Annotated in this window: 22 protein-coding genes; 5 read left to right on the top strand and 17 right to left on the bottom strand. The window is 70.0% G+C overall.

All coding sequences use genetic code 11. The features are described from left to right. Positions 1 to 91: 91 nt before the first annotated feature. Together RGE_RS03505 and RGE_RS03500 are read left to right on the top strand one after the other, a co-directional pair. Positions 92 to 565, top strand: a complete 474-nt coding sequence (locus tag RGE_RS03505) for an excisionase family DNA-binding protein (protein WP_014426933.1) — start codon at positions 92 to 94, stop codon at positions 563 to 565. Positions 566 to 595: 30 nt separating this feature from the next. Continuing rightward, positions 596 to 1,177, top strand: a complete 582-nt coding sequence (locus tag RGE_RS03500) for a PIN domain-containing protein (RefSeq protein ID WP_014426932.1) — start codon at positions 596 to 598, stop codon at positions 1,175 to 1,177. 15 nt (positions 1,178 to 1,192) lie between these two features. Here the strand turns inward: RGE_RS03500 and btsR are convergent, their stop codons facing one another. The 13 genes from btsR to RGE_RS03440 all read right to left on the bottom strand — a co-directional run bounded on the left by btsR (position 1,193) and on the right by RGE_RS03440 (position 15,359). Then, positions 1,193 to 1,912: a two-component system response regulator BtsR gene (gene btsR, locus RGE_RS03495; RefSeq protein WP_014426931.1), complete on the bottom strand. Its 720-nt coding sequence runs from the start codon at positions 1,910 to 1,912 to the stop codon at positions 1,193 to 1,195. Then, positions 1,912 to 2,634: a sensor histidine kinase gene (locus RGE_RS24495; protein WP_232505015.1), complete on the bottom strand. Its 723-nt coding sequence runs from the start codon at positions 2,632 to 2,634 to the stop codon at positions 1,912 to 1,914. Before RGE_RS24495 ends, btsR begins: the two co-directional genes overlap by 1 nt. 26 nt (positions 2,635 to 2,660) lie before the next feature. Further along, positions 2,661 to 3,575, bottom strand: a complete 915-nt coding sequence (locus RGE_RS24490) for a LytS/YhcK type 5TM receptor domain-containing protein (RefSeq protein ID WP_232504983.1) — start codon at positions 3,573 to 3,575, stop codon at positions 2,661 to 2,663. Between the two features lie 125 nt (positions 3,576 to 3,700). Continuing rightward, positions 3,701 to 5,113 carry an L-serine ammonia-lyase gene (locus RGE_RS03485; protein ID WP_014426930.1) on the bottom strand — a complete coding sequence of 471 codons (1,413 nt, stop codon included), beginning with the start codon at positions 5,111 to 5,113 and terminating at the stop codon, positions 3,701 to 3,703. A gap of 92 nt (positions 5,114 to 5,205) precedes the next feature. Next, a complete protein-coding gene (locus RGE_RS03480) occupies positions 5,206 to 6,318 on the bottom strand; it encodes an SLC5/6 family protein (protein WP_310732388.1) in 1,113 nt (370 codons plus the stop codon). Between the two features lie 351 nt (positions 6,319 to 6,669). After that, on the bottom strand, positions 6,670 to 7,593 hold the full coding sequence (locus RGE_RS23025) for a helix-turn-helix domain-containing protein (protein WP_052310964.1): 924 nt from the start codon (positions 7,591 to 7,593) through the stop codon (positions 6,670 to 6,672). A gap of 64 nt (positions 7,594 to 7,657) precedes the next feature. Further along, entirely contained in the window at positions 7,658 to 7,912 is a 255-nt protein-coding gene (locus tag RGE_RS03470) for a response regulator transcription factor (RefSeq protein ID WP_014426927.1), read from the bottom strand. A 494-nt stretch (positions 7,913 to 8,406) separates the two neighbouring features. Next, the gene (locus tag RGE_RS03465; RefSeq protein ID WP_014426926.1) at positions 8,407 to 8,673 is read right to left on the bottom strand and encodes a hypothetical protein; all 267 of its coding nucleotides are present in this window, start codon (positions 8,671 to 8,673) and stop codon (positions 8,407 to 8,409) included. A 26-nt stretch (positions 8,674 to 8,699) separates the two neighbouring features. Continuing rightward, a complete protein-coding gene (locus tag RGE_RS03460; protein ID WP_232504982.1) occupies positions 8,700 to 10,259 on the bottom strand; it encodes a methyl-accepting chemotaxis protein in 1,560 nt (519 codons plus the stop codon). 273 nt (positions 10,260 to 10,532) lie between these two features. Then, positions 10,533 to 11,051, bottom strand: a complete 519-nt coding sequence (locus tag RGE_RS03455; RefSeq protein WP_014426924.1) for a chemotaxis protein CheW — start codon at positions 11,049 to 11,051, stop codon at positions 10,533 to 10,535. A gap of 20 nt (positions 11,052 to 11,071) precedes the next feature. After that, complete coding sequence (locus RGE_RS24880; protein WP_014426923.1) at positions 11,072 to 12,637, bottom strand: methyl-accepting chemotaxis protein; 1,566 nt, start codon at positions 12,635 to 12,637, stop codon at positions 11,072 to 11,074. Between the two features lie 412 nt (positions 12,638 to 13,049). After that, a complete protein-coding gene (locus tag RGE_RS03445; RefSeq protein ID WP_014426922.1) occupies positions 13,050 to 14,261 on the bottom strand; it encodes an amidase family protein in 1,212 nt (403 codons plus the stop codon). 165 nt (positions 14,262 to 14,426) lie between these two features. Further along, positions 14,427 to 15,359: a hypothetical protein gene (locus RGE_RS03440; RefSeq protein WP_232504981.1), complete on the bottom strand. Its 933-nt coding sequence runs from the start codon at positions 15,357 to 15,359 to the stop codon at positions 14,427 to 14,429. A gap of 393 nt (positions 15,360 to 15,752) precedes the next feature. Between RGE_RS03440 and RGE_RS23925 the strand changes: the two genes are divergently transcribed. The 3 genes from RGE_RS23925 (at position 15,753) to RGE_RS03430 (ending at position 18,522) form a co-directional block, all read left to right on the top strand. After that, entirely contained in the window at positions 15,753 to 15,869 is a 117-nt protein-coding gene (locus tag RGE_RS23925) for a rubrivinodin family lasso peptide (protein WP_014426920.1), read from the top strand. Positions 15,870 to 15,930: 61 nt separating this feature from the next. Then, a complete protein-coding gene (locus RGE_RS23020; protein WP_014426919.1) occupies positions 15,931 to 16,656 on the top strand; it encodes a lasso peptide biosynthesis B2 protein in 726 nt (241 codons plus the stop codon). A gap of 12 nt (positions 16,657 to 16,668) precedes the next feature. After that, positions 16,669 to 18,522 (top strand): asparagine synthase-related protein, encoded by a 1,854-nt coding sequence (locus tag RGE_RS03430; RefSeq protein WP_014426918.1) that lies wholly within the window; start codon positions 16,669 to 16,671, stop codon positions 18,520 to 18,522. Here RGE_RS03430 and RGE_RS03425 read toward each other — a convergent pair. From RGE_RS03425 to RGE_RS03410, 4 genes are all read right to left on the bottom strand, one after another. Then, positions 18,467 to 20,851: a hypothetical protein gene (locus RGE_RS03425; protein ID WP_014426917.1), complete on the bottom strand. Its 2,385-nt coding sequence runs from the start codon at positions 20,849 to 20,851 to the stop codon at positions 18,467 to 18,469. The genes RGE_RS03430 and RGE_RS03425 overlap by 56 nt on opposite strands. A 67-nt stretch (positions 20,852 to 20,918) precedes the next feature. Further along, the gene (locus RGE_RS03420) at positions 20,919 to 23,921 is read right to left on the bottom strand and encodes a TonB-dependent receptor plug domain-containing protein (protein ID WP_232504980.1); all 3,003 of its coding nucleotides are present in this window, start codon (positions 23,919 to 23,921) and stop codon (positions 20,919 to 20,921) included. Positions 23,922 to 23,999: 78 nt separating this feature from the next. Continuing rightward, positions 24,000 to 25,034, bottom strand: coding sequence for a FecR family protein (locus tag RGE_RS03415; RefSeq protein ID WP_014426915.1), 1,035 nt, complete (start codon positions 25,032 to 25,034; stop codon positions 24,000 to 24,002). A 2-nt stretch (positions 25,035 to 25,036) separates the two neighbouring features. Continuing rightward, positions 25,037 to 25,516, bottom strand: a complete 480-nt coding sequence (locus RGE_RS03410; protein ID WP_014426914.1) for an RNA polymerase sigma factor — start codon at positions 25,514 to 25,516, stop codon at positions 25,037 to 25,039. Between the last annotated feature and the right edge of the window lie 84 nt (positions 25,517 to 25,600).

The following is a 25,600-nucleotide window of genomic DNA, read 5'->3' as shown; positions in this document are numbered from 1 at the left end:
ATCCGTCGCTTCATTGATTGCATTCGATTCACTTATTTCATTTATTCGGTACAGTCGGCGGCATCACCATCGTTCCCGCAGGAGAGCCGCCATGTCCAACGCCACCCTCGACAAGGAGCGCCTGCTGCATCGCCCGCTGACGCCCGCCGAGGCCGAGTTGGCGCGGGCGGCGCAGCGCTGCCTGATGGCGACGCTGGACCACTCCCGCGCCGCGGCGATCACCGTCGAGAGCGACGACGGTGTGACACCTGCGATCAGCGTGCCGCCGGCGGCACTGCGCCTGATCGCCGACCTGCTCGGCGCCCTGAGCGAAGGCAAGCCGGTTGCGCTGATGCCGGCCCGGCAGGAGCTGACGACCGTCGAAGCCGCCAACCTGCTGAACGTGAGTCGGCCCTTCCTGATCAAGGAGATCGAAGCCGGCCGCCTGCCGCACCGCATGGTGGGCACGCATCGGCGCATCGCGTTCGAGGACCTGCAGCGCTACCGCGAGAAGACGATGGCGCAACGCCATCAAGCCTTGCAGGCGATGGCCGACGACCTGCGCGAGCAAGGGCTCAACTACTGACGAGCAGCGCCGCAGCACCGGGCAGAGGCCATGGCCGGACACGCACGCTACACCGCCCTCCTGGACGCCTGCGTGCTCTATCCGATCGTCGTCTGCGACGCGCTGATCAGCGTCTCCGTCGCCGGCCTGTTCGCCGCCAAGTGGACGTCGGCCATCGAAGCCGAATGGATGCGCAGTCTGGAACGGGACCGAGGCCGGCCGCCGGGCAGCTTCGAACGCCGGCGCGACCTGATGCGCCAGGCGACGCCGGACTGGGAAGTCGATGCCGGTGCCTGTGCCCGGCTGGAACCGGCGCTGCGCCTGCCCGACAGCGGAGACGTGCACGTGCTCGCGGCGGCCATCGCGGGACATGCCGACTGCATCGTGACGTGCAACCTGAAGGACTTCCCGGCGACCGCTCTGGCGCCCCACGGCCTCGAGGCCGTGCATCCGGACGACTTTCTCGTCGCCCAGATGGACCTCGACGAACTGGCAGTGCTGAGCGCGCTGAAGGACATGCGGCGCCGCATGCGCAACCCGGCGCTGACGGCCGAAGTCTTCGTCGAGCGCTTCGTGCGCAGCGGCCTCGTGGCGACGAGCACCCGGCTGCAGCGCGCGATCGAGCTGATCTGAACGGCCGCCCCGCCCTCAGCTGATCCCCAGCCGCTCCTTGATCTCCGGCAGCAGCCGGCGGCTGATCGGGATCACGCGGCCGCGGCGGGTGACGAACTCGGCCAGGCCGCTTTCCAGGTACTGCAGCTTGTGCACGAGGTCGACGTTGACCAGGTACTGGCGGTGGCAGCGCAGCAGGTTGGTGCGCTGCTGCAGGATGTTCAGCCGCAGCGCCGTCGGGTGCTCCTGGCCGTCGAGGTCGCTGACGTAGATGCCGGTGGTGCGCGCCTCGACGAACTCGACGTCGGTGGCCTGCACGAAGACCACGCTGTGCTGCCCGTAGCACGGGATCTGGCGCAGGTGGTTCACCTCCGGCAGCACGCTGAAGTCGTGCTTGAAGAAGCTGTTGCGCAGCCGTTCCAGCGTCAGCTCCAGGCGGTCGGCCGTCACGGGCTTGAGCATGTAGTCGAAGGCGTTCTTCTCGAACGCGCGCACCGCGTACTCGTCGTAGGCGGTGAGGAAGACGATGTGCGGCATCGTTTCCGGGTCGAGCATGCCGATCATCTCGATGCCGGTGATCTGCGGCATCTGGATGTCCAGGAACACGACGTCGGGCTTGTCGATGTGGATGCGCGTCAGCGCGTCGATCGCGTTGCCGCATTCGCCCAGGATCTGGATGTCCTTGGCCGGCTCCAGCGCGCGGCGCAGGTCGCGGCGCGCGAACGGCTCGTCGTCGACGATGAGGGCGGTGATCATCAGCTCAAGGCCTCCAGGGGGATGCGGACGGTCGCGCGTGTGGACACCTGGCGCTCGCAGCTCATCGTGACGCCGTAGGCCTCGCCGTAGCGGTTCTTCAGGCGACGGTCGACGATGTTCATGCCGAGGCCGCCGCCACCGGGCTTCGGATCGTAGCGACCGGCGTTGTCCTCGACCACCAGACAAACCGCCTGCCCGTCCAGGTGCGCGCGGATCGACACGCGCCCGACGCCGATGATCTGCGCCGTGCCGTGCTTGATCGCGTTCTCGACCAGCGGCTGCAGCGTGAACGCCGGCACGCGCAGCGCCATCAGCTGATCGGGGATGTCGATCTCCACCGACAGCCGGTCCTCGAAGCGCGTCAGCTGGATGCCCAGGTAGGCCTTGATGTGCGCGATCTCCTCGGACAGCACGACGTCCTCGGTCGGGCGCTTGAGGTTCTTGCGCAGGAACACCGCCAGGTCGGTGAGCACCGAACGCGCCTTGGCCGGGTCGTCGTGGGTGATGGCGATGATCGTGTTGAGCGTGTTGAACAGGAAGTGCGGGTTGACCTGCGCGTGCAGCAGCTTCAGCTCGGCTTCGAGCAGCAGGCTCTTCTGGCGCTCGTAGCGGCCGTCGAGGATCTGGCTGGACAGCAGCTTGGCGATGCCTTCGCCCAGCGTGCGGTTGATCGTCGAGAAGATGCGCGTCTTGGGCTCGTAGAGCTTGATCGTGCCGATCACCTGGCGCTCCTCGCCGACCAGCGGGATCACCAGCGCCGAGCCCAGCTTGCAGTGCGGGCTGATCGAGCATTGGAACGGCACCTCGTTGCCGTCGGCGAAGATGACCTCGTTGCCGCGGATCGCCTGGAAGGTCTGCTCCGAAGAGATCGGCGTGCCCGGCAGGTGGTGGTCGTCGCCGATGCCGATGAAGGCCAGCAGCTTCTCGCGGTCGGTGATGGCCACCGCGCCGACGCCGGTCTGCTCGTAGATGATGCGCGCCACGCGCATGCTGTTCTCGTGGTCGAAGCCGTCGCGCAGCACGCCGTCGACGTGCGCCGCGATGTCCAGCCCTTGGCCGAGAACGCGCGCGACTGGCGGTCGATGCTGTCGCGCCGGTCGAGCAGGATCTTCACGAAGATCGCCGCGCCGCCGGTGTTGGCGATCAGCTCGGGCAGCGCGATCAGCTTGACGATCTGCAGCGCCTCGTCGAAGGGCCGCGACAGCGCCAGGTCGATGCCCAGCTCGATCAGGATGGTGATGAAGGTCAGCCCGCCGGCCAGCGTCGGGCTGAACAGCAGCCGCGTCTTGCCGCGGCGGATCAGGTAGCGGTGGGTCAGGCCGCCGGCCAGGCCCTGCATCACGATGTCCAGGCCCGCGGCCAGGCCGAAGGAGCCGCCCTGCGTGTAGCGGTGCAGGCCGCCGGTGATGCCGACGCCCAGCCCGACGATCGGGCCGCCCAGCAGGCCGCCGAGCACCGCGCCGATCGCCGGCGTGTTGGCGATCGCGTTGCCGCGCACCACCGGCAGCCCGAGCAGCGTGCCCATGATGCAGAAGGCCGAGAAGATAAGGTAGCACGCGATGCGGTGCGGCCAGCGAATCGTCGCGCGCGTCAGCGGGATGAACAAACGCGTCCGGCTGAGGGCGTAGGCCACCACCAGATAGACGCACATCTGCTGCAGCAACGACAGCGACAGCGAGACGATCGAACTCAGGGTCAACTGCGTACCTCTTGACTGCTCGGGGCGTCGGTACGCGACAGGCCGCCCACCACGCTATTTTGCGGTGGGCGGCCCGGCGCGGGGCGTTTTCAGGGCGCCCAGCGGATGCACTCCTGCTCGGGTTCGGCAACCGCGATCGGGATCGGCGCCGAGACCTTCAGCGCCAGCCCGCCGCAGGACGTTTCGCGGTACTTCGGGTCCATGTCCTTGCCGACCTCGAACATCACCTCGATCACCTTGTCCAGCGGCACGATCGGCTGGCTGGTGCGGCCCAGCGCCATGCGCGCGGCGTTGATCGCCTTCACCGCGCCCATCGCGTTGCGCTCGATGCAGGGGATCTGCACCTGCCCGCCCACCGGGTCGCATGTCAGGCCGAGGTTGTGTTCCATCGCGATCTCCGCCGCGATGCACACCTGCTCGGGCGAGCCGCCCAGCAGCTCGGCCAGGCCGGCGGCGGCCATCGAGCAGGCCACGCCGACCTCGCCCTGGCAGCCGACTTCGGCGCCGGAGATCGACGCGTTGGTCTTGAACAGCGCGCCGATCGCCGCCGAGGCGAGGAAGAAGCGCGTGCAGTCGTCTTCGCCGACCGGGTTGATGAAGTGGTCGTAATAGGCCAGCACCGCCGGCACGATGCCGCAGGCGCCGTTGGTCGGCGCGGTGACGACGCGGCCGCCGGCGGCGTTCTCCTCGGACACCGCGAGCGCGAACATGTTGACCCAGTCGATGATGTTCATCGGGTCCTTGGACAGCGTCCCCGCGGCGGCCAGGCGCCGGTGCAGCGCCACCGCGCGGCGCGGCACGCGGAACGGGCCCGGCAGCACGCCTTCGGTCTTCATGCCGCGCTCCATGCACTGCGACATCTGCGCCCAGATGTTGGCGAAGTAGCGCGTGACCTCCTGCTCGCTGTGCAGCTGCAGCTCGTTCTGCAGCACCAGCCCCGACAGCGACAGCCCGGTGCTGCGGCAGTGCGCCAGCAGCTCGGCGGCGGTCTTGTACGGGTACGGCGCGGCGGCCTCGGCGTCGTCGGCGTTGGCCGCGGCGCCGTCCTCGATGACGAAGCCGCCACCGATCGAGTAGTAGTTCTTCTCCAGCAGCAGGCGATCGCCGGCCCAGGCCTTCATCGTCAGGCCGTTCTCGTGGCGCGGCAGGCTGGAGTGATGGAAGGTCATCGCCGTGCGGCCGAACTCGACTTCGGGGCCGTCGGCTCCCAGGCGGATGCGCTGCGTGCTGCGCACCTTCTGGACGAGGCCCGGGATCGCGCCGACGTCGACCGTGTCGGGCAGCTCGCCCATCAGGCCGAGCAGCAGCGCCACGTCGGTCTTGTGGCCCAGGCCGGTCAGTGCCAGCGAGCCGTAGACGTCGATCACCACCGAGCCGACCTGCGCCAGCTTGCCCAGGGCGCGAAGGTCGTCGACGAAACGCCGCGCGGCGTTCATCGGGCCGAGGGTATGGGAGCTCGAGGGGCCGATGCCGACCTTGTAGAGCTGGAACATGCTGATCATGGTGAGTTCCCCTTGTTGGGAAGACGCTGCCCGCCGGACCCCGCCGCCCGTCCAAGTTCAGGGACGGAGGCCGGCGGGCAGCAAACCGGATGTCAGAGACCGATCAGCGAGTAGAAGATCGCCGACATCGCCACGGCGCCGATGAACACCACGATCACGTTGGTCGGGTTGTTCGCGTACTTGCGCATCGCCGGGACCTTGCGGATGGCGTACATCGGCATCAGGAAGAGCAGCGCCGCGATGATCGGGCCGCACAGCGATTCGATCATGCCGAGGATGCTCGGGTTGATGGTCACCACGCCCCAGATCGTCAGGAACATGAAGAGCATCGTGCCGCGGTTGATCTTCGAGAGATTGGCGACCTTGTTGCGGGCCTGCATCTGCTGCGTGATGAAGCCGTTGAGGCCTTCACGGGCGCCGAGGTAGTGGCCGAGGAAGGACTTGCTCATCGCGACGAAGGCGACCAGCGGCGCGATCACGGCGGCCCAGGGGTTCTGGAACTTGTTGCCGATGTAGGACAGGATCGAGATGTTCTGCTGCTTGGCGGCGGCCAGGTCGGCCGGCGACAGCGCGAAGACGCAGCTGAAGACGAAGAACATCACCACGACGACCATCATCAGCGCGGCGTACTTCTCGATCTGGTCGGCCTTGCCGACGGCGTCCTTGCCGTATTCCTGCTGCTGCGCGACGGCGAAGCGCGAGATCACCGGCGAGTGGTTGAACGAGAACACCAGCACCGGGATGCTCAGCCACAGCGTGACGCTGAACTTGCCCATCGAGGGCACGCCGCCTTGCAGCACGGCCCCGTTCCATTCGGGCACGAGGAACAGCGCCAGACCCATCAGCACGAAGATGAACGGGTAGACGAGCCAGCCCATCACCTTGACGACGATCTTCTCGCTGAGCGCGACGACGGCGATCAGCCCGGCGGTGAGCACGAACGACAGGATCACCCGCGGCCATGCCTCCATGTGCAGCTGGTGCGTCATGAACGATTCGACGGTATTCGTCAGACCGACGCCGTAGAGCAGCAGGATCGGGAGGATCGTGAAGAAATAGAGCAGCGTGATGAGCTTGCCGGCGAGCGGGCCGAAATGCTCGGTCACGACTTCGGTGATGTCGCTGCCGGGTTTGGACGAAGAGAGAATGAAGCGGATCAGCCCCCGGTGCGCTAGATACGTCATCGGGAAAGCCAGCAGGGCCATCACGAGCAACGGCCAGATGCCGCCCAAGCCCGCGTTGATCGGCAGGAACAAGGTCCCCGCGCCGATGGCCGTGGCGAACAGACCCAAAACCCACGTCCGATCGTGAGCGGTCCAGGATGATTCAGCGACGGGGGCGCGTACGGCGCCTACGTCTATTCTGCTGGTGGCGGACATTGTTGCTACTCCTCTTCGATGCACCGTGATCGGTCAAGGTGAGCACGGTTGAGGGGCAGTCTAGGAATGCGAAAACGCGCCGCCGGGCCGAATTCGGAGCGGCGGTTTGGGCACCGGAGTGGTCGGTTTGGCGCACGAGCGGAGGGCCCGCGGCGGTGCTGCGGCGCAGCAGAAAGCTCAGCGGCCGCGGCGCGCCAGCGTGGCGCTGGGAGCCTCGCCGTAGGCGCTGCGGTAGCGCTCGGCGAACTGGCCCATGTGCGCGAAACCCCAGTGCATCGCGATGCGCGACACCGAGCGCGGTTGGCTCCCGTCGAGCAGGTCGGCGCGCACACGTTCCAGCCGGATCTGGCGCAGGTACTCCGACGGCGTGCAGCCGCGGAACTGGCGGAACGCCGTCTGCAGCGAGCGCGCCGAAGCGCCCGCCGCCAGCGCGACATCGGCGATCGTCAGCGGCTGCGAGGCGTTGGCCTGCATGTAGTCCATCGCGCGGCGCACGTGCGCCGGCGACAGCTGGCGCGGCAGCCGGCCGGCGATCTGATCGCTGTAGCTGTTGGGGATGCCGGTCAGCACCAGATGCGCGATCGTGCTGCGCAGGCTGGACAGCGCCGCCGGCGACTGCTGCAGCGGCGCGTCGCCCGACAGCCCGGTGCTCATCGCCTCGCACAGCAGCAGCAGCGTGCGCATCGTGGTGGAGCCCGGCTCCAGCACCGGCTGGAAACGCACGCGGGCCAGCACCGGGGCGTCGATCAGCTCGGCCAGGCACTGGTGCAGCACGTCGGAGGTGATCGACAGGCCCTGCAAGTTCAGGTCGGGCCCCAGGTCCACCGACTCGACCACGGCGCCGTCGGACACCAGGCCGGCGTCGGCACGTGCCTGCCGCTCCCGGCCGCCGGAAATCAGCGAATGGCGGCCGCTCGTCGCCACCGCGACGTTGTAGCCGTCGAACAGCGAGTCGGTCTGGAAGCGCAGGCCGGTCGAACTGCGCGTGCGATAAAGCCCCAGCCCCGCGCCGAGCGCGCTCGTGATGTCCAGGTGCAGCCGGCGCCCGGGCACCAGCACCTTGACCGGGGCATAAGGCCCGGAGAAGAAGGCTTCAGCCACGGCCGGATGATCGGTGACGAATCGGAAGACGGCGGGATCGTTCGACCTCATCGTCGTCTGGCACTCAGCGCTCGCCGGGGACACGCAGCGCGGCCTCCAGCAGCACCGGATCAACCGGCCGGCACAACCCGCCGATGGCAGCACAAGCGCGGGCCTGCGGCCACCTGCCGTCGAAACCCGGGCGGGACTGCACGAAAACCAGCAGGGCGCGCTGCCGAGTTTCCGCACGGATCATTCGGAGGGTCTCGACGCCGTTCATTCGCGGCATTTTTTTGATGTCGGTGATGGTGATCGCACTGGACGGCGTCCGGCGAAACACCTCGCCCCCTCCAGACCGTCGTCGGAACAAACCGACGAGTTTCCCAGGGAGCCCAGCGGATCGGCCCGCGCCATTCTCGATATGTCGTCATCGGCGACGACCGGCAACTGTTTCATCGAAATCTCGTCTGCGTGCCATCGGGTTTATCCCGAGACATCCTCGCGGCCCAGGTACCGGAGGCACCTCAGCCGGCGACAACCGATGAAACGGGACGCCCGGCCCGCGCCGGGGCCTGGGCGTCGAACGGACGCGGCAATGGCCACGGGCCGCAGGGTTCCAGTCGCATGGTGGTGATTCAACCCCGACGGGCGGGGCTGCCGTGCTGGTCACCGGCTGCGCGTCCAGTGCAGTGGCGCGCCGCTCGTTTGCGCGGCTTATATCGCCGGCCTCGGCCACTGCGCACAACCCGGGCGCAGCAGCTATCAGGTTTGCGCAGAAAGGTTCAGCGAGCCACTCGAACCGGGGGCCGGGCGCGCGGGACGGCGGCCGCCGGCTCAGCGCGTGCCGTCGACGTGAGCCAGTGCCGAGGCGATGGCCGCCTGGATCGCGGCCCTGGCCTGCGGGCTGTTCTTCCAGCAGCTGCTGCCGCTCAGGCGTGCACCCTGTTCCAGCAGGTCGCGTGCGTCGGCATCGGCCAGTGCGGCCAGGGTGTGCAGGCCCATCTGCTCCAGCCGCTCGACGACCTTGGGCCCGACGCCGCGCGTGGCGAGCAGGACTTCGCGTTCGGGGGCGGTAAAGCGCAGGGCACCGGTCGTCGGCATGGCGCCATTCTCGCGTCACGCCGGGGTCAGGCCGACGCCATCTCGTCCAGCTGGAAGCGGCTCATCGCGCGGCTCAGCTGCTCGGCCTGCCCGCGCAGGCTGTCGGCGGCGGCGGCTGTCTCTTCAACCAGCGCGGCGTTCTGCTGCGTCACCTGGTCGAGCTGCTGCACCGCGCTGCCGACCTGGCCTATGCCCTGCGACTGCTCGGCCGCCGCGGCGGTCAGCTCGTTGATCATCTGGCTGACGCGCTGCGCCTGGGCGACGATCTCGCCGATCGCCGCGCCGGCATCGTCGACCTGGCGCGTGCCGGCTTCGACACGTTCGCTGCTGGCCGCGATCAGCGTCTTGATCTCGCGCGCCGCGGCGGCGCTGCGCTGCGCCAGCGTGCGCACCTCGCCAGCCACGACGGCGAAGCCGCGGCCCTGCTCGCCGGCACGTGCCGCCTCGACCGCGGCGTTCAGCGCCAGGATGTTGGTCTGGAAGGCGATGCCGTCGATCGTGCCGATGATGTCGGCGATCTGGCGCGAGGACTGGGCGATGTCGTGCATCGCACCCACCACCTGGCGCACCTTCTCGCCGCCCTGGCGCGCCGAGTCGGCCGCCTGCGACGCCAGGCGGTCGGCCTCGCGGGCGACGTCGGCGCTGGCTTTGACGGTCCCGGCCAGCTGCTCCATCGACGCCGCCGTCTGCTGCAGGTTGCTGGCCTGCTCCTCCGTGCGTTGGCTGAGGTCGGCGTTGCCGGTGGCGATCTGCGCCGTGCCGGTGGCGATGCCGTCGCTGCCGGCACGCACCTGGCTGACGATGCCCGCCAGGCTTTGCTGCATCTCGGCCAGCGAGGCCAGCACGCTGCCGCGGGCGGCACCCGCGGCCTCGGGCACCGAGGCCAGGTTGCCGGCGGCCACGCGCCGGGCGATGTCGCCCAGGCTGTCGGGCTCGGCGCCCAGCGCACGCGTCAGGCTGCGCGTGATCAGCAGGCCGGCGGCGATGGCCACGACGACGGCGAGCACGAAGCCGCCGATCAACAGGCTGCGCTGGTGGCGGAACTTGGCGTCCGCCGCGGCCAGCAACTCGTGGGAATGGCTGTCGGTGTAGTCGCGGTACTCATGCGAAGCCTCCACCAGCGCGGCCAGCAGCGGGCGGCACTCGGCGTTCATCTGCGCCACGGCCTCGTCGCGCTGGCCCTGTGCCGCCAGGCCGACGATGTTCAGCGCCACCGGGGCGTACTTCTGCTCGATGTCGGCGATCCTGGTGATCATCTCCCGCGCCTTCGTGCTGACGTCGGGCGCCGCCGCCATGCGCACCAGCTTCTCGACGCCGGCCTGCACCTCGGCGTGGTGGCCCTCGACGTCCTTCTTGATCGCCTCGCGGTCGCGCGCCGAACTGGCGTTGACCAGGTCACGCGCGGCGATGGCGCGTTCCTCGACGTTGGTGCGGACCTCGTAGGACAGCAGCAGCCGCGCATTGATGCCGCTGACGTAGTCGGTGAACTGCTGGCTCTCGTCGTTCAGGGCCTTCAAGGCAAAACCGGACACCAGCGCGAGCATGGTGATCAGGCTGGCAAAGGCCAAGCTCAGCTTGGCACGCACGGTCAATCTGTTCAGGCGCACGGGGGCCTCCGATGGATGTTCTGTTGGACTGTTTCTGTGATGTCTCTTATCGGAGTGGGGGATTGACGCTTGATATACCGGGGTGGGTTTGGGGTATCTGGAAACCGCAGATGGTGTCCACTGCGCGCAGGAAACGGGGAGACAGCCTCCGGCCGGAAGCAGCCACGGCGGCGCCAGCGCGCGGTACCAGGCCAGCGCGAGGCCGGGTATGTTGCCGAGGGCGGAGCACCCCGGCGGCCGCACAGGGCGGACTCAGTTCAGGTCCATCAAACCCATGTCGGCAGACGACATCAGACCCTCGATGTCCATCAGGATCAGCATGCGTTCCGCCTCGGCGCTCTTCACGCTGCCGATGCCGGTGATGAAACCACTGTCGACGCTCGAAGCCATCTCGGGCGCCGGCCTCAGGTTGTCGGCCCCGAGTTCCAGCACGTCGGAGACCGAGTCGACCACCGCCCCCACCACACGACCCCGCACGGTCAGCACGATGACGACCGTGAGAGCGTTGTAGTCCGCCTTGTCGCAGCCGAGCTTGAGCCTCAGGTCCACGACCGGAACGATCACGCCGCGCAGGTTCACCACGCCCTTGATGAAGTGCGGCGAGTTGGCGATGCGGGTCGGCGGTTCGTAGGAGCGGATCTCCTGCACACGCAGGATGTCGATCCCGTACTCCTCGCCGCCGAGCCGGAACGTGAGGTACTCGCCGCTGCGTGCGCTCTGGCGCGGTGCTTCCTGGCGAGCGATACGCTGAGCTTCGACGGTCATTTCCATGGTTGCGCCCCCTCCTGCGCTCAGGCCGCTTGCCCGGTCAGCTTGAAGACGGCGACGGATTCGACGAGCTGAATCGCCTGCGTCTTCAGGCTCTCGGCGCCAGCGGCGCTCTGCTCCACCAGCGCGGCGTTCTGCTGCGTGGTCTGGTCCATCTGGCCGATGGCATCGCCGACCTGCTGGATGCCGTTGGTCTGCTCGTTCGTCGCCGCGGAGATCTCGGTCATGATGCCGCTGACCCGGCGCACGGCCTCGACGAGTTCGCCCATGGTCTTGCCTGCGCGGTCGACCAGGCCCGTGCCTTGCTCGACCTGCTCGACGTTGCGTCCGATGAGGCTCTTGATCTCCTTGGCCGCTTCGGCGCTGCGCTGGGCCAGCGTACGCACCTCGCCGGCAACGACCGCGAAGCCGCGGCCCTGCTCGCCGGCGCGCGCGGCCTCGACCGCGGCGTTGAGCGCCAGGATGTTGGTCTGGAACGCGATGCCGTCGATCACGCCGATGATGTCGCCGATGCGGCGGCTGCTTTCGCTGATGCCCTGCATGGTGGTGACCACCTGGCCCACCACGTCGCCACCTTGCTCCGCGATGGCGGCCGCGCCCTGCGCCAGTTGGTGAGCCTGGCGCGAGTTCTCGGCGTTGTTGCGCACCGTGCCGCCCAGTTGCTCCATCGTGGCTGCCGTCTGCTGCAACGCGCTGGCCTGCTCTTCGGTGCGCTGGCTCAGGTCGGTGTTGCCGACGGCGATCTCGCCGCTAGCCATCGACACCGACTCCGCTCCCTGGCGCACTCGGGCCACCACTTGCGCCAGGCCGTCTCGCATCTCGCGCATCGCGGCCAGCAGGCTGGCCGGGTTGCCGCCGCTGACCTGAACGTCCACCGCCAGGTTGCCGGCAGCGATCTCGCGGACAACGCCGGCCGCGTAAAGCGGTTCGCCGCCGAGTTGCCCCGTGATCGAACGCGTGACCCACACGCCCATGCCCACCGCGATCACGATCGCCGCCAGCGAGCCGAAGACGATCACCCAGCGGTTGAGGCTGCGCAGGCTGTCGGCCGCCTCCGCGCGGCTCTTCAGCAGGCCTTCCTCCGCGCCGACAAACTCCGCCTGCAGGCCACGGAAGCTGTCCATCGCCGCCTTGTCCTTGCCGGCCTTGAACTCGCGCATCAGCTGCGCCATCTCGACCTTGCCCGCGCCCACGTCGCGACGCATCTGGATCATGCCGGCCGCGACGGAGGCGAAGCCGGCACTGGCGGCCTTCATGGCCTCCAGCCGCTTCTGCTGCTCGGCGTTGTCGGCAGTCAAGGTACGCGCCTCGTTCCAGGCCTTGTCGAAAGCCGTCTGGCCCTGGACCCAGGGCGCGAGGAAGGCGTCCTCGCCGGAGAGCAGGAAACCACGCGCGCCCGTCTCCATGTTGATCATCGACTCGAGCATGCGGTCGCCGGTCCCCATCACCTCAACGGTATGGCGGTTCCAGCTCTCGGCCTCGCCGAGACGCAAGCTGCTGAAAAGAGACGTGGCGCCCACGATCAGGAAGACGACGACGACCACACCGAAGGCCAGCAGCAAGCGTCGCGCAATGGAAAGAGTGTTCATGGATGTCGCCCGAGCGCTCGAGGGCCCGGCAAGTGATCGCGTTGATATAAATGATACTTTCGCGCAAATCGCTTGTGACGGAAAGTAACTTGTTCACGTTCGACGGGGTGCGATGTCCAGTGCGAGGCCGGAACGAAGTGGCTTGGGGTCAACGTCATGCAGGCCTACGCAGACCAGCGTTCCACGGGGCCTTGGTGGCCTTCCCGGCGACTCGCCACGCCACGGCTTGGCAAGCAACGCCGGTCCGGTGACGCGTCACGTCGAACGCGTTCGTGCCTTTGAGGGTTGCAACAGTAGAAGCGGTGCTGGACCAGGCCCTGCAAAAGTCGAACTGCCATGAGGCGTGCAAACCCATATCCATCAGCAGGTCTGGTCGATGTAGTCGAGAACACGAGCCTCACTTCATTGGTTGCTAACCCCACAAGCGCAGGCTGGCATCGAGGAGAAACTCGTCCTGATAGTGCCCGGCGGCCAGCGAAAGCCCGACCGGAAGACCGTCGACCTGAGCCAGTGGCACGGTGATCTCGGGCAGGCGCGCGACACCGGCAAACGAGGTGACGGCCATGGTGCGGTCGTAGTAATCGAGCACGGCATCCAGGTTGCGGCCGGTCAGCACGCCTTTCTTCGGGGCGAGCACGGGCACCGTCGGATAGCAGAAGACATCGCCCGGCCGAGTGAATGCCGCAACCCGTGCAAAGAGGGCCTCGCACAAGTTCAAGGCATCACTCATCGCACTGCGATCGAAACTCTCGACATTGCGATAGCCCGCCCGGAAGTTGGGCCCCTGCTCCGGCTGGCTGGCCCGAATCCAGCCACCAAGGGCGTTGGCGATTTCTGCCGTCTGGAGCACCCGGAGTGCGTCCTCGTTGTACGACCTCAGACTCAGGTCCAATCCGGTGATCTCGCGCAGCGAAATGGATTTGACCGTGACGTGTGGCAGGCCGTCGAAACTCGCGACGCAGCCCGACAGCGCATCCCGGATGGCCGGATCGGCGATCTCGAAAGCGTCCTGCAGCAAATAGATGTTCCTGACGGGCGGCAGCGCCTGCGCCTGGCTGCGAAGAAGCACACGCATCGCCTGGCGCAGAACAGGGAGAGTCCGCGCCAGTACCCCCACGGTGCTGACACTGGGCGCGAAAGGCAGAACCCCGGCTTCGGATATGCGATGCAGGCTCGGCCGCATGCCGTAGACGCCACACAGGCTGGCCGGAACCCGGATCGACCCGCCGCAGTCGGTGCCCAGGGCAAAGTCGACCAGGCCGCAGGCGACGGCCGACGCCGAACCACTGGAGGAGCCCCCCGGAATCCGATCCGGTGCCCGCGGGTTCACCGGCGTGCCGTAGAAGTGGTTCTCGCCATCCAGGCTGTAGGTCAGCTCGTCGGCCACGGTCTTGCCGACACAGCGCGCCCCGGCCATCAGCAACTGCTCCACGCACACGGCGTGATGGGCAGCCGGCGGATGCGTTTCACGCCACGGCTTGCTGCCGTAGGAGGTCGATCGATCGCGGATGTCGATGTTGTCCTTGACCGCAAAAGACAAGCCCTCCAGCGCGCCGGAGCGATAGGGCGGTATTTCGAAGAGCTCGACGAATGCGTTGGAGGACTGGAAGTCGTAGGTCTTCATTGGCGTTCTGCGAGGCACGCTGGATGCTCTGCACGACGCGCCGCGCGGTGCGATTGGCACATCATCATCGACGATGGCGATGCGTCGGCGCGATTTGCGTCAGCACAGCGTCCAGCCATCCCCGATCCGCCAGCACGGCAGGCGAAGCACCCACGCAGGAGCAAGTCAACCATTCGCGGTGCGGGCCGCTGCAGCCAGTCCCCCTTTTGTGCGCATCAAATCGAGCGCTTCGTCAACGATGCGCTGGGCGGAGGTCTGCAGCAGTGCGCGATCCGCCGCCCGGGCGCGGCTGGCCGCCATCTGCTCGCTCAGCGTCGACTTGGCCCGCCGGAAGTGGCGCGCAACCGCTGCCGCCGAACACAGGCGGTAGTGGACAGCGAGACAGGCAACGAGCGCACGCCCCCTGGCGGCCAACGGGCTGCGACCGGCATGCAGGTCGAGTGCGCCCGACAGGTCGAGCCGTGACGCTACCCAGGCTTCGATCAACCGCAGCGCACCGTCGATACCGTCGGCGCCGCCGGCAGCAACGAGACTCGCCGCTGCCTCCGTGCGGACCTCCCGCGCGACTGAAGCAACGGGCCCCACTGCGCCAGTCGCCAACTTGAGGCCGCACGCCAGTTCCCACCGCGCCATCTCGCGCGCTGCCGGGCGTTGCGATATCCAGTCCCGCAACGCGATACGTGCACTCGGCAGCGACGGCGCGAAGAGCTGCAGCGCCGGATGCACGTCGAAGCCCTGAACCCGTGACCTGCCCAGCAAGCAGCGCAACGCGGACTGCGCGTGGTGCGACGGCGCCCTGCACAGCCCGAGGAACACGGGCCGCCAGGCCAGCATGCGCATGGTCTGTCGCAGCGCTTGCGGCGAGTCCAGCGGAAAGGCGCGATACCGGCCGGCGAACACAGGGCTGCGCACAGGATGTGCGGCGCGCACCCAACGCGACACGATGTTGCCGACGGCTCGGGCAATGCAGGCCGGAACTTCGCCCTGGCGCACGGTGGAGACCACATGGATCTCGGCAGGCGCCGTCAGGAAATAGACGAGGGCGCGGCCGGTCGTCCGGTGCGCCTCGATCAGGCGATTGCGCACTTGTGCGTACAAGCTGCGGTGAGGAAAGAGGTTGCGCCCCAGCGCCGCCTGCCAGCAGATGTGCCAGCAAGCGCCCGGCGCTGCGATGGGCGCCTCCGCGATCGAGACGGCTCTCCCCATGACTCCGTGACGGATCCGGAAACACGATCCACACCGTACGAACCCGAATGACGCCTGCCTCGTTCGGTCTCTGGCCGCGAAACCGTGCCCCGCTTTACGCCGGCGACCGAACGACCATGACGGCGTTCGTTCTCGGCATCGAGCACGGGCACTTAGGCCGCACCAGACCGAACAGGGCGGGACATCGCGGGTTGGCGTTGTCGTCGGCCGACGGCCCCGTCTAAGTTTTCCAAGCCGGCGGCACATCGCCGCTGGCTTCCCGTCCCAACCATGAAGGAGTTCGCCATGGACGAAGAGCTGGAACTGGAGATCGTCGACCTGGGTGACGCCAAGGAACTGACGCAGGGCGCGCCGAGCCTGATCAACTCGGAAGACAACCCGGCCTTCCCGCAGCGCGTCTGAACAACGCGCACGGTCTGGCGGCGTGTCGGCAACGACACGCCGTCTACACCCGAGGCCGATCTTGATTCAGCCCGCGCCAACCTCGCCCCGCGCACTGTCCCTGGCGCCGCATGTCCGCGCCTGTGCGACCGGCGGCCAAGTCATCCTGCTGGACCTGCGCAGCGGCACCTACCTCGGCCTTGCGGGCGACCGTCTCGCCGCTCTCGCCGGAGGGGTCGCGGGATGGCCGAACCCGACGCGGAAGGAAGGCGAGACGGCACCGACCTCGATCGCCATCTACTCACTGGTTCGGCCGCTGCTGGCCCGCGGCCTGCTCGTGGAGCATCTCGTCGAGCCAGCCCCGATCGTCGAGCTGGAGGAACCTCGCTCGGCGCTCGACACGGACGACGCGATCGTCAGCGTGCGCACCAAGGACGTTGGCCGCTTCATCCACGCCGCCGGATCGGCCTCGGCCTGGCTACGGTGGCACTCGCTGCTCTGGATCGTCGAGGCCGCGACCGCACGCAGGGGAACGAACGCGAAGGCTCTCTGTGACTTCGAAGCACTGCGCCATGCGGTCGCCCGCTACGACAAGCTCCGGCCTCTGGCGTTCGCGGCGCAGGACCGATGCCTTTACGACTCGCTGGCGCTGCTGCTCTTCCTCGCCAGCGAGGGTCACTGCCCGCGCTGGGTCGTCGGCGTGCGCACGCGGCCGTTCGCCGCGCACTCCTGGGTCCAGAGCGGTTCGCTGGTGCTGAACGACCAGGCCGAACACGTGCGCGCGTTCAGTCCGATCCTCGTGGTCTAGCGTCGCAGCACGATGTTCCGGTACGTCGCATTCGTCTGGGACGCCACCTGCCCGCCGCGGGTCGATGCGGCAGCACGACTCGCCCAGTCGCTTGCGCCGCATTGGCAGGCGGCGCACAGGCAACCCGGCCTGCAGGTCCATGTGACGGGTTCGCCCCCCGGGCACACGCGCGTGCACCTGCTGCGCGAACGACGGGGCGTCGTCATCGGCACGCTCTTCCGCCGCGACGATGGCGGTGGAGCGCCGCTGCCGTCCAGCGGACTGGACGCCGCCGAGTCGGACCGCATCGCGCATGGCGGTGGCCGCGCACTGGTGCAGGACTTCTGGGGACGCTACGTCGCTTTCCTCTGCACCGAAGGCGGACGCACGCGCCTGCTGCGCGACCCCAGCGGCGCCCTGCCCTGCTACCTGCTGCGGCATGAAGGGGTGTGGATCGTCTGCTCCTGGCTCGAAGACGCGCTGGCGCTGCTTCCCGCCACCGTCGGCTTCGCCGTGAACTGGCCCGCCGTCGCTGCGCAACTGCTGATCGGCGAACCCGGTGGACGAGACACCGCCTTGTTCGGCGTGCAACAGGTCGCACCGGGCGAGGCCATCGATCTCGCCCACACGGCAAGCGCAGGCGAGTTGCTCTGGGATGCCACCTCGTTCGCCAGGCAGCCGCTCACGCACGGCCCGGACATGGCCGTCATCGCGCTGCGCGAAACAGTGCAGGCCTGCGCCAGCGCCTGGGCAGGGTGCCACGACCGGGTGCTGTTCCGCCTGTCCGGCGGCGTCGACTCATCGATCCTGCTGAGCTGCCTGTCGCGGGGGCGGACGCACACCCACGTGACCTGCGTGAACTACCACTCGGCCGGCGCCGATGGCGACGAACGCCGCTATGCGCGCCTGGCCGCCAACAGCGCCGGCTTTCCGCTGGTCGAACGCGAGCGCAACACGGACTTCCGACTTCAAGACCTGCTGACGATCGCACGCACGCCGACACCGGGCAACTACGTCGGGAGACTGAGCGCTCGTGCCGATGCCGAACTGGCCGCTGAATACGGCAGCGGCGCACTGTTCACCGGCGCTGGCGGCGACCAGCTGTTCTTCGAGTTCGGCCGTCCCTGGCCCGCCGCCGACTACCTGCACTGCCGCGGCCTGGACTTCGGTTTCCCGGCGGCAGCCATGGACGCCGCGCGGCTGGGCCGCGTGTCGGTGTGGAGCGCGATGGCCTACGCCTTCAGGCAGCGGCTGCGGCCGACCAGACTCCTGGACGATCCCCGGCCGCCACTGCTGGGCCCGGCGGTCCCGGACGACCGCACGCGGCTGCAGCAGTTCCTGCATCCCGCGCTGCGCGACGGCAGAGTGCTGCCCATCGGCAAACAGGTCCAGACACGTGCCTTGCTGCACCCCGCACCGTTCTATGACCCCTTCCAGCGCCAGGCAGCACCGGAGCTCGTCAACCCGCTGCTGTCGCAGCCCTTGATCGAACTCTGTCTTCGCCTGCCGACCTGGGTGCTGACACATGGCGGCCGCGGCCGGGCCCTGGCGCGGCGCGCCTTCGCCGACGAACTGCCGCCCGAGATCCGCACCCGCCGCGCCAAGGGCGGCATGGAAGAGCTTCTGCAAGCCGTGTTGCTGCGCAACCTCGGCTTCGCGAAAGAGCTGCTGCTCGACGGCGAACTCGCGCGGCGCGGGCTGCTCGACCGTGCGCGGCTCGAACAAGCCTTGTCGGACCGGCCCACCACGCTCGCCGCGCACGTGAGCCAGCTCCACGTCTACCTGGGCATCGAGGCCTGGCTGGCGCAATGGACGTCGGCTTCGCCATGCGCTAACCGCCAGCACCCTCCCGCTCACACCGCGGCCGCGCCTCGTCCGCTCGCTTGAGGTCCGCCATCTGCCGCCAGCGCGTGTACTGCGCCTGCAGGTCGGCGGCCGTCTCGCCGGGCAGCACGGGGGCCTGGCGCTCGCCGCCCAGCAGCCAGAAGCGGAACCAGTCGACGTTCCCCTGCAGCGACAGCAGGCGTTCGGCCGGGCGCGACAGCGCGTGGGCGCCGCCGGGGATGACGATCATCTCGGCCGGCTTGTACTGGCGGCGCAGCAGCGCGTAGATGTCCCAGTTGTTCTGCACCAGCGGGCCGTAGCTCTCGATGCGCAGCGCCGCGCGCATGCAGTCGGTGTGCAGCGACGGGTCGTTGCGCACCCAGCGCTGCAGCGCCTCGCCGAACGGGCCGCCCTGGTTCGCCTGCTCCTTGCGGCGCAGGATGCCGTCCTTCACCGCGTAGGTCACCGTCAGCGAGAACAGCGTGTTGGCGTCGCCGTCCAGGATGCTGGCCGCGCGCATCGGGGCGTCGGAGAAGGTCAGCAGGTTCAGCACGCGTTCGCCGGTCGCGCTCCAGCCGATGATGCCGACGCGCTCGCGGTCCACCAGCCCTTCGGCCACCAGCTGCTCCACCGCGCCGGCCACGCCGTCGGCGAAGGCAGCGATGCCTTCGTGCTCGTTGTCGGGCGCGCCGCTGGACGCTGCCCACGGCATCGCCAGCACCAGCAGGCCCTCACGCAGGAAGGCACGCCCTGCGAAGCCGCTGGTGTAGCCGCTGAACTGGTTGGGCCCGTCGAGGTAGAAGCGCTCGGGCGAGAAGCCGTAGGTCTGGATGACCAGCGCGTGGCGCGCACCGCGTTCGTGGCCGGCCGGCGTCATCAGCCCGCCCTGCCAGGGCCGGCCCTTCGTGTCGCGCCAGGCGTACGGGCGCATCGTGCCCCACACGACCGGCTGGTAACGCGGGTTCAGCTCGGTCAGGCGCACCGTGCGGCCGTCGGGCGCCACGGCCACGACGTCGGGCGGCTGGTTCAAGGCCTCGTCGATGCGCAGCGTCCAGCCGCTCGCCGCTTCGGCCGCGGCGTCCAGCTCGCGCCAGCGCCCGTCCGGCGAGCGCGCGAAGCGCCGCCGTGTGGCGCCGTCGAGCAGCTCGACCACGTCGCTGCGGCCCGCCACCGGCCAGGCCGCCACCAGCCGGCTCTTCAGCTCGGCAAACGCGTGCCAGCGCCCCGAGTCGGGCCAGTACTCGACGACGTGCGGTGCCGGGCTCGCCGGCTGGCCGTCGGCCGGCGGCGGCAGGTTCGTGCCGGCGATCACCACAGAAGCACCGTCGGCACGCCACAGCCGGTCGGGCCGCAGCTGGCTCAGGCCGGGGAGCGTGTCGTCGGGCGCGTCGAACACCGCCTGCTCGCGCCCGTTGTCCAGGCGCACCGCCACCAGCCGTCGCGCGACGTAGGAGTACGGGCGCGAGTAGTACTGCAGCGGGTCCTGCAACGCACCGGCACCGTAGCGCGCAGCGGCGTCGGCCACCAGCGGGTAGCGCAGCGCCCAGGTCGGCTGGCGCTCGGCGTCGTAGCGCGGCAGCAGCGCCCAGCGGCCGTCGGGCGACACGCTGGGCCGCGGATATCGGCTGCTGCTTTCGGCGAAGGGCTCGCCCAGCGCGCGCCCGGGCCCGCCGCCGTCGGCCAGCCGGTACTGGTAGCGCCGCTGCTGCGCACGCCGGTCGTGCTGGCCGAACATCACGCTCCAGAACGACTGGTTGCCGACCACAACACCGTGCGCGCCGGGCTTCAGCGGCGGGGTGGGTACCGGCGCCAGGTAGACCACGCGCCGCCGGTCGGCCGACAGGTCGAAGCTCGCCACGCCGTCGGCGTCGTACGTCAGCTGCTGCAGCCGCCGCGTGCCGACGTCCAGCGCGTAAGCCTGGAACGGCTGCCCCTGAACGCGGGCGCGGAAGACCAACGTGCGGTTGCCGGCCCAGCGCACGTCCTGCAGCGGCGGGTCGGCGTCGTCGCCGTCGTCGTGGGCGTCCAGCACCCAGGCCGCGCGCGGCGGGTCGCGGCGCGCGTCGCGCCCCGCCGCGGCCAGCCGCTCGGGCGCCACGTCCAGCAGCAGGATCTCGAAGCGGTTCACGTCGCGCGCCACCAGGGCCCGGCGCGTCACGATGAAGGCCTGGCGGCCGTCGGGCGAGACCTGCTGCCGCAGCGTGTCGGCGTCGTGGTTGAAGGGCTGCACGATGCGCGTGAACTCGACGACGTCCTGCACCGTCGGGCCGCCCGCGTAGCCCTCGGCGCGGGCGGGGGCCGACACGAGCACCGGCAGGACGAAAGGCGCCAGCAGACGCAGCAGACGACGGGACGCCGCACGCAGGCGACGCCCCGGGGAAGAACGGGACATGGGACTCCTCGTGTGAAGCAGGCGGCGGCGCCCGTGCGGGCGCCCGTCGGGGCGAAGGCGCCCCGGCTTACCAGTCGACCGACAGCCGCAGGCTGGCGTAGCGCCCGCGCCAGTCGGCCTGGGTGACGTCGTAGTACGGCGCCGCGGCGACGAACTCGGGCTGCCGGTCGCCCAGGTTGGTGACGGCCAGCCCCAGCGATGCCGCTTTCGCGCTGGCCGGCGCCCAGCCGAGACGCTTGAGGTCCACCCGGCCGGCCAGATCGAACTGCCAGTCGTCGCCCAGGCGGCGGCCGTCGCCGGCGGTGTCGCGGTAGCTGCCCAGGTAGCGCCCGGTCAGCCCCAGGCCCCAGGTGCCGGTGTCCAGCCCGGCGGACAGCCGGCCCTTCCAGCGCGGGGCCCAGTAGTCCAGCGCGCGCCGGCTCACGCGGTCTTCGGCCGCCGCACCGGGTGCCACGGCCACGTCGTAGCGGCTGGTGCGGGTGGCGCTGCCGGCCAGCGTCCAGCGGGCCCCGGCGGCACGCCAGGCGTAGGCCGCATCCAGGTCGACGCCGGCGGTGTCCAGGCGGCCGAAGTTCACTTCGGAGTACAGCACCTGCGTCACCGCACCCGGCTGGCCGCCGACCGAGGGCCCGCGCGTCACCAGCCCGGGAAAGCGGCTCTCGTAGTCCAGCGTCACCTGCGGCCACAGCAGCGCGATCAGGCCGTCGATCGACACGCGCCAGGCCGTCACCGCCAGCCGGGTTCCCAGGCTGCCGTCGGGCTCCCACACCGCGCCCAGCGACCAGGCCCGGCCCTTCTCGGGGCCCAGGTCGGGGTTGGACGTGCGCAGCACCTCGGCGCCGGTGATCGCCTCGCCGCCACGCGCCGGGTCCACCAGGCCGAAGGCTTCGGCCGGGATGCTGGTGTCGTCGACGCTGGTCTGCAGCAGCGTCGGCGGCTTGAAGGAGGTGGCCGTCGACGCCCGCAGCAGCACGCTGCGCGCAGGCCGCAGCTCCACGCCGGCCTGGTAGGTGCCGGCGCTGCCGAAGTCGCTGTAGCGGTCGCGGCGGCCGGCCAGCGTCAGCGTCGTCAGCGGCCAGCCGCGGCCTTCTTCGGCGCCGGCGCGCAGCAGCGGCAGGCGCAGTTCGCCGTACACGGCGGCGGCGTTGCGGCTGTCCCGGGTGGTCACGCCCGACAGCGTGGTCTCGTACCAGTCGCGTGCGGCCTCCACGCCCGCCAGCGCCTCCACCGGCCCGGCCGGCAGCTGGGCCAGCGGCCCGCGCACGAAGGCTGCCGCCATGTCCTTGCGACCGTGGTTCTGGCGCACGCTGTCCTGCCAGATGCCGCGCAGCACGTCGGCACTGGCAGCCGGGCCGGTGGTGAAGGGGTTCAGCGCGGCGTCGGGCGTCGTCGCGCCCAGGGCCGCTGCCAGCGCGGCGGCGTTCACGCTGCCGTTCAGCAGGCGGCGCTCGCCGTCGTCGCGCGAGGTCGACAGCGTGGCTTCCAGGTCCCAGCCGGCGGCCAGCTCGCCACGCAGGCCCAGCAGCGCACGGGTGAAACGCGTGTCGCGCGCCAGGCCTTCGGCGCCGTTGTCCAGGCCCAGGCGGCCCGTCACGCGCACCGCCTCGCCGAAGGGGTTGTACGGGCTGCCGGCCGGCACCAGCACGTTGTTCAGCGCCAGGCCGGTCTGCTCGGCGCGCAGCGTGTCGCGGGTGTGGGTCAGCTCGCCGAAGGCGGCCCAGGTCTCGCCCAGCCGCCACTCGCCCACCGCATGCAGGCCCCAGGTCTCGTCGCCATGCACCAGCGCGTAGCCGTGGCCGTTGGCCAGGCTGTTGCACAGGTTGGGCTGCCCGTCCAGCGCGGCGAAGTCGCCCGGCACCAGTGGCTGCCCCGCCGGCACGCGCGGGATGCCGGCCACCGGCGAACCCAGCCCGGGCAGTGCCGCGCCGGTCGTGCTGGACACCGTGCCCGGCGTGCAGCCGCGCGTGCGCGTGTCGGGGCCGCCGTCGCGCCGGTAGTCGCCGCTGCGGAAGAAGCCGCGCTCGGCCATCGTCAGCGGCGTATTGCGGCTGTACGAACCCAGCAGCAGATAAGAGGCACGCTCCGTCTGCCCGCCCGCCGCCAGCGACAGGCTGCTGTCGCTGCTGCCCTGGCCGGCGCCGGCCCGCGCGGCCAGCGACAGGCCATCGATCGACTTCTTCAGGATCACGTTCACCACGCCGGCCAGCGCGTCGCCGCCGTACACCGCCGACGAGCCCACCGGCAGCACCTCCACGCGCTCCACCGCGGCCAGCGGGATCAGGCTGAGGTTGAAGAAGTTGGCCGACGACGAGCCCACCGCCTGCGCGCGCCGCCCGTTGATCAGCACCAGCGTCGAGCCCAGCGGCAGCCCGCGCAGTTGCACCGCGCCCTGCCCCGTGGTCGCCCCCTGCGCGCCTTCGCCCGGCGCCACCGAGGCCTCGTTCAGCCCGGCCAGAAAGCGCTCCAGCGTCGGCTGGCCGCTGCGCTCGATGTCCTCCTTCGTGTAGACGTTCACCGGCGCCGGCCCTTCGGCCGCGATGCGCTTGAGGCGCGAGCCGGTGATCTGGATCTTCTGCGCACCATCGGCCCCGGCCGCTGCGCGCGCGCCCGCTTCGTCGGCCGCGGCCTCACCCGCCACCGGCCACGCGGCCGGCACCGACGCGTCGGCCACCGTCAGCAGCGCGTGGGTGCTGCGCGGCGCCAGGCCCGAGGCCGCCGCCGGTGGCGGCGCCAGCCGCACGACGATGGCGCCGTCGGCCATCACCTCGGCCACCAGGCCCGAGCCTTCCAACGCCAGCGCCACGGCCTCGGCGGCCGACAGCCGGCCCGACACCGGCCGCGCGCTGCGGCCGCCCACGGCCGCCGGATCGAACAGCACCGACACGCCCGTCTGCCGGGCGATGCCGTGCAGCGTGTCGGCCAGCGCCTGGGCCGGCTGCTCGACGGCATGGCGCTGTGCCGGTGGCCCGGCCTGCGCCGCCAGGCCGCACACGGCCAGCAGCACGGCCAGTGCGCTCTTGATCAGGTCAGCGCCACGGGAGCCCGTGGCGGCGTTGGCGTTCAAGCCCATCTGGTGCCCTTCTAGCGTTGCCGTGTGGCGGACAACGGGATGACGAGCCTGTCCAGAGCGCACGCACAGGTGCTTTTCCTACGGAGGCAGGGCGAGTTCCAGGCGTCCTTCGGCAGTGCGCAGCTGCAACCCGTGCAAAGCCGCCACCGCCTGGGCGAAAGCGGCGTTGTCGCCGGTGCGGTACAGGCCGCTGACACGCAGCGTGGCCAGGGCCGGCGCGTCGACCAACACGATGGGCGTTCGGCTGTAGCGGTTCATCTCGGCCACCGCGTCGGCCAGCGGCGTGGCGTCGAACACCGCCTCGGCGCGCCGCCAGGCGACCACCTGGTCCAGCCGCGGCCGGTCCACCCGCGCCGCAGTGCCCTGCCCGGCCCCTGCGCCAAAACGCGCCCGCTCACCGGGGTGCAGCAGCAGCGGCGGCGCTGCCGCGTCGCCGCCAACACCAGCCGCCGGCCGCAGCGCCACCTGGCCCTCCAGCAAGGTGACCGCCACGGCGCTGCCGGCCGGTGCTGCGGCATCGCCCACGCGCACGGTGAACACCGTGCCCAGCGCCACCACCTCGCGGCCGGCAGCGCGCACCACGAAGGGCCGGCGCGCGTCAGGCGCCACCTCGAACAGCGCTTCACCACGCGCCACGGTGACGGTGCGCTGCGTGTCGCCCAGCGCCACGCGCAGCTCGGTGTCGGTGTTCAAGGCCAGGCGGGTGCCGTCGGCCAGCTGCACCTGGCGCTGCTCACCCACCACGGTGCGGTAGTCGTCGCCTGCGGCACCGCGCCACAGCAGCACCCCGGCACCCGCCAGCAGCCCGGCCAGGCCCACGGCCAGGGCGCGGCGCGGCCAGCCGGCGCGCTGTGCAGCCTGCTGGTCACCAGCGGCGTAGGCGCTGGCCAGCGACACGCCGGCCACGTCCTGCCAGGTCTGCGTGCAGCGCTCGAAAGCCTCGCGGTGCGCGGCCGACTGCGCCTGCCAGGCCAGGAATTCACGTTCCATGCGCGGCGAGCGGTCGGGCCCGTGCAGGCGGGCCACCCACACCGCCGCCTCGGCGGCGACCTGGGGTGTCACCGTCGCCTTGCCCCGTGCCGCGCCGTCGCCGGCGGGCGGCCGCTGGTTCATGTCTACCAACCTTCCATCCAGCGGGTGAGTTGCAGCGTGGCCTTGGCGATGTGCTTTTCCACCGTGCTGACGCTGAGCCCGTGCTGCCGTGCGATGTCCTGGTAGCTGAGGCCGTCCACCCGATGGGCGAGCAAGATAGCGCGAGTCTTGTCGTTCAGCCGTCCCAAACCGGCACCGAGGCGCGCCATGCGCTCCTTGGCGAGCAGCACCGCCTCGGCGCCGGGCGTGGCGTCGACCAGCACCTCGTCGTCCAGCAGCACTTCCTCGCCCCGGCAGGCGCGGGCGCGGTGCGCGTCGATCGACAGGTTGAGCGCCGCGCGCATCAAGAAGCCTTCGGGGTTGTCCACCGCCTGCTCGCGCTGGTAGTGGGCCAGCCGCATCCAGGCCTCCTGCACCAGGTCGTCGGCATCGTGCTCCGTGCGGCCACGGCGCAGCAACGCCGCGCGGACGCGGGAGAGGACGGGGTGCCAGTCCTTGAGCATCGAATCAGCGTCCAGGTGCCGCGTGCGGACACGTTGAGGCGCGCGAAGGATCAGCAAGATGAGTCGCAAGCCTGCCAATGGTCG

The organism is Rubrivivax gelatinosus IL144, from assembly GCF_000284255.1.
Classification (GTDB): domain Bacteria; phylum Pseudomonadota; class Gammaproteobacteria; order Burkholderiales; family Burkholderiaceae_C; genus Rubrivivax; species Rubrivivax gelatinosus_A.
The sequence above is the reverse complement of the archived record's forward strand: the minus strand, read 5'-3'. Positions and strand labels throughout refer to the sequence as shown.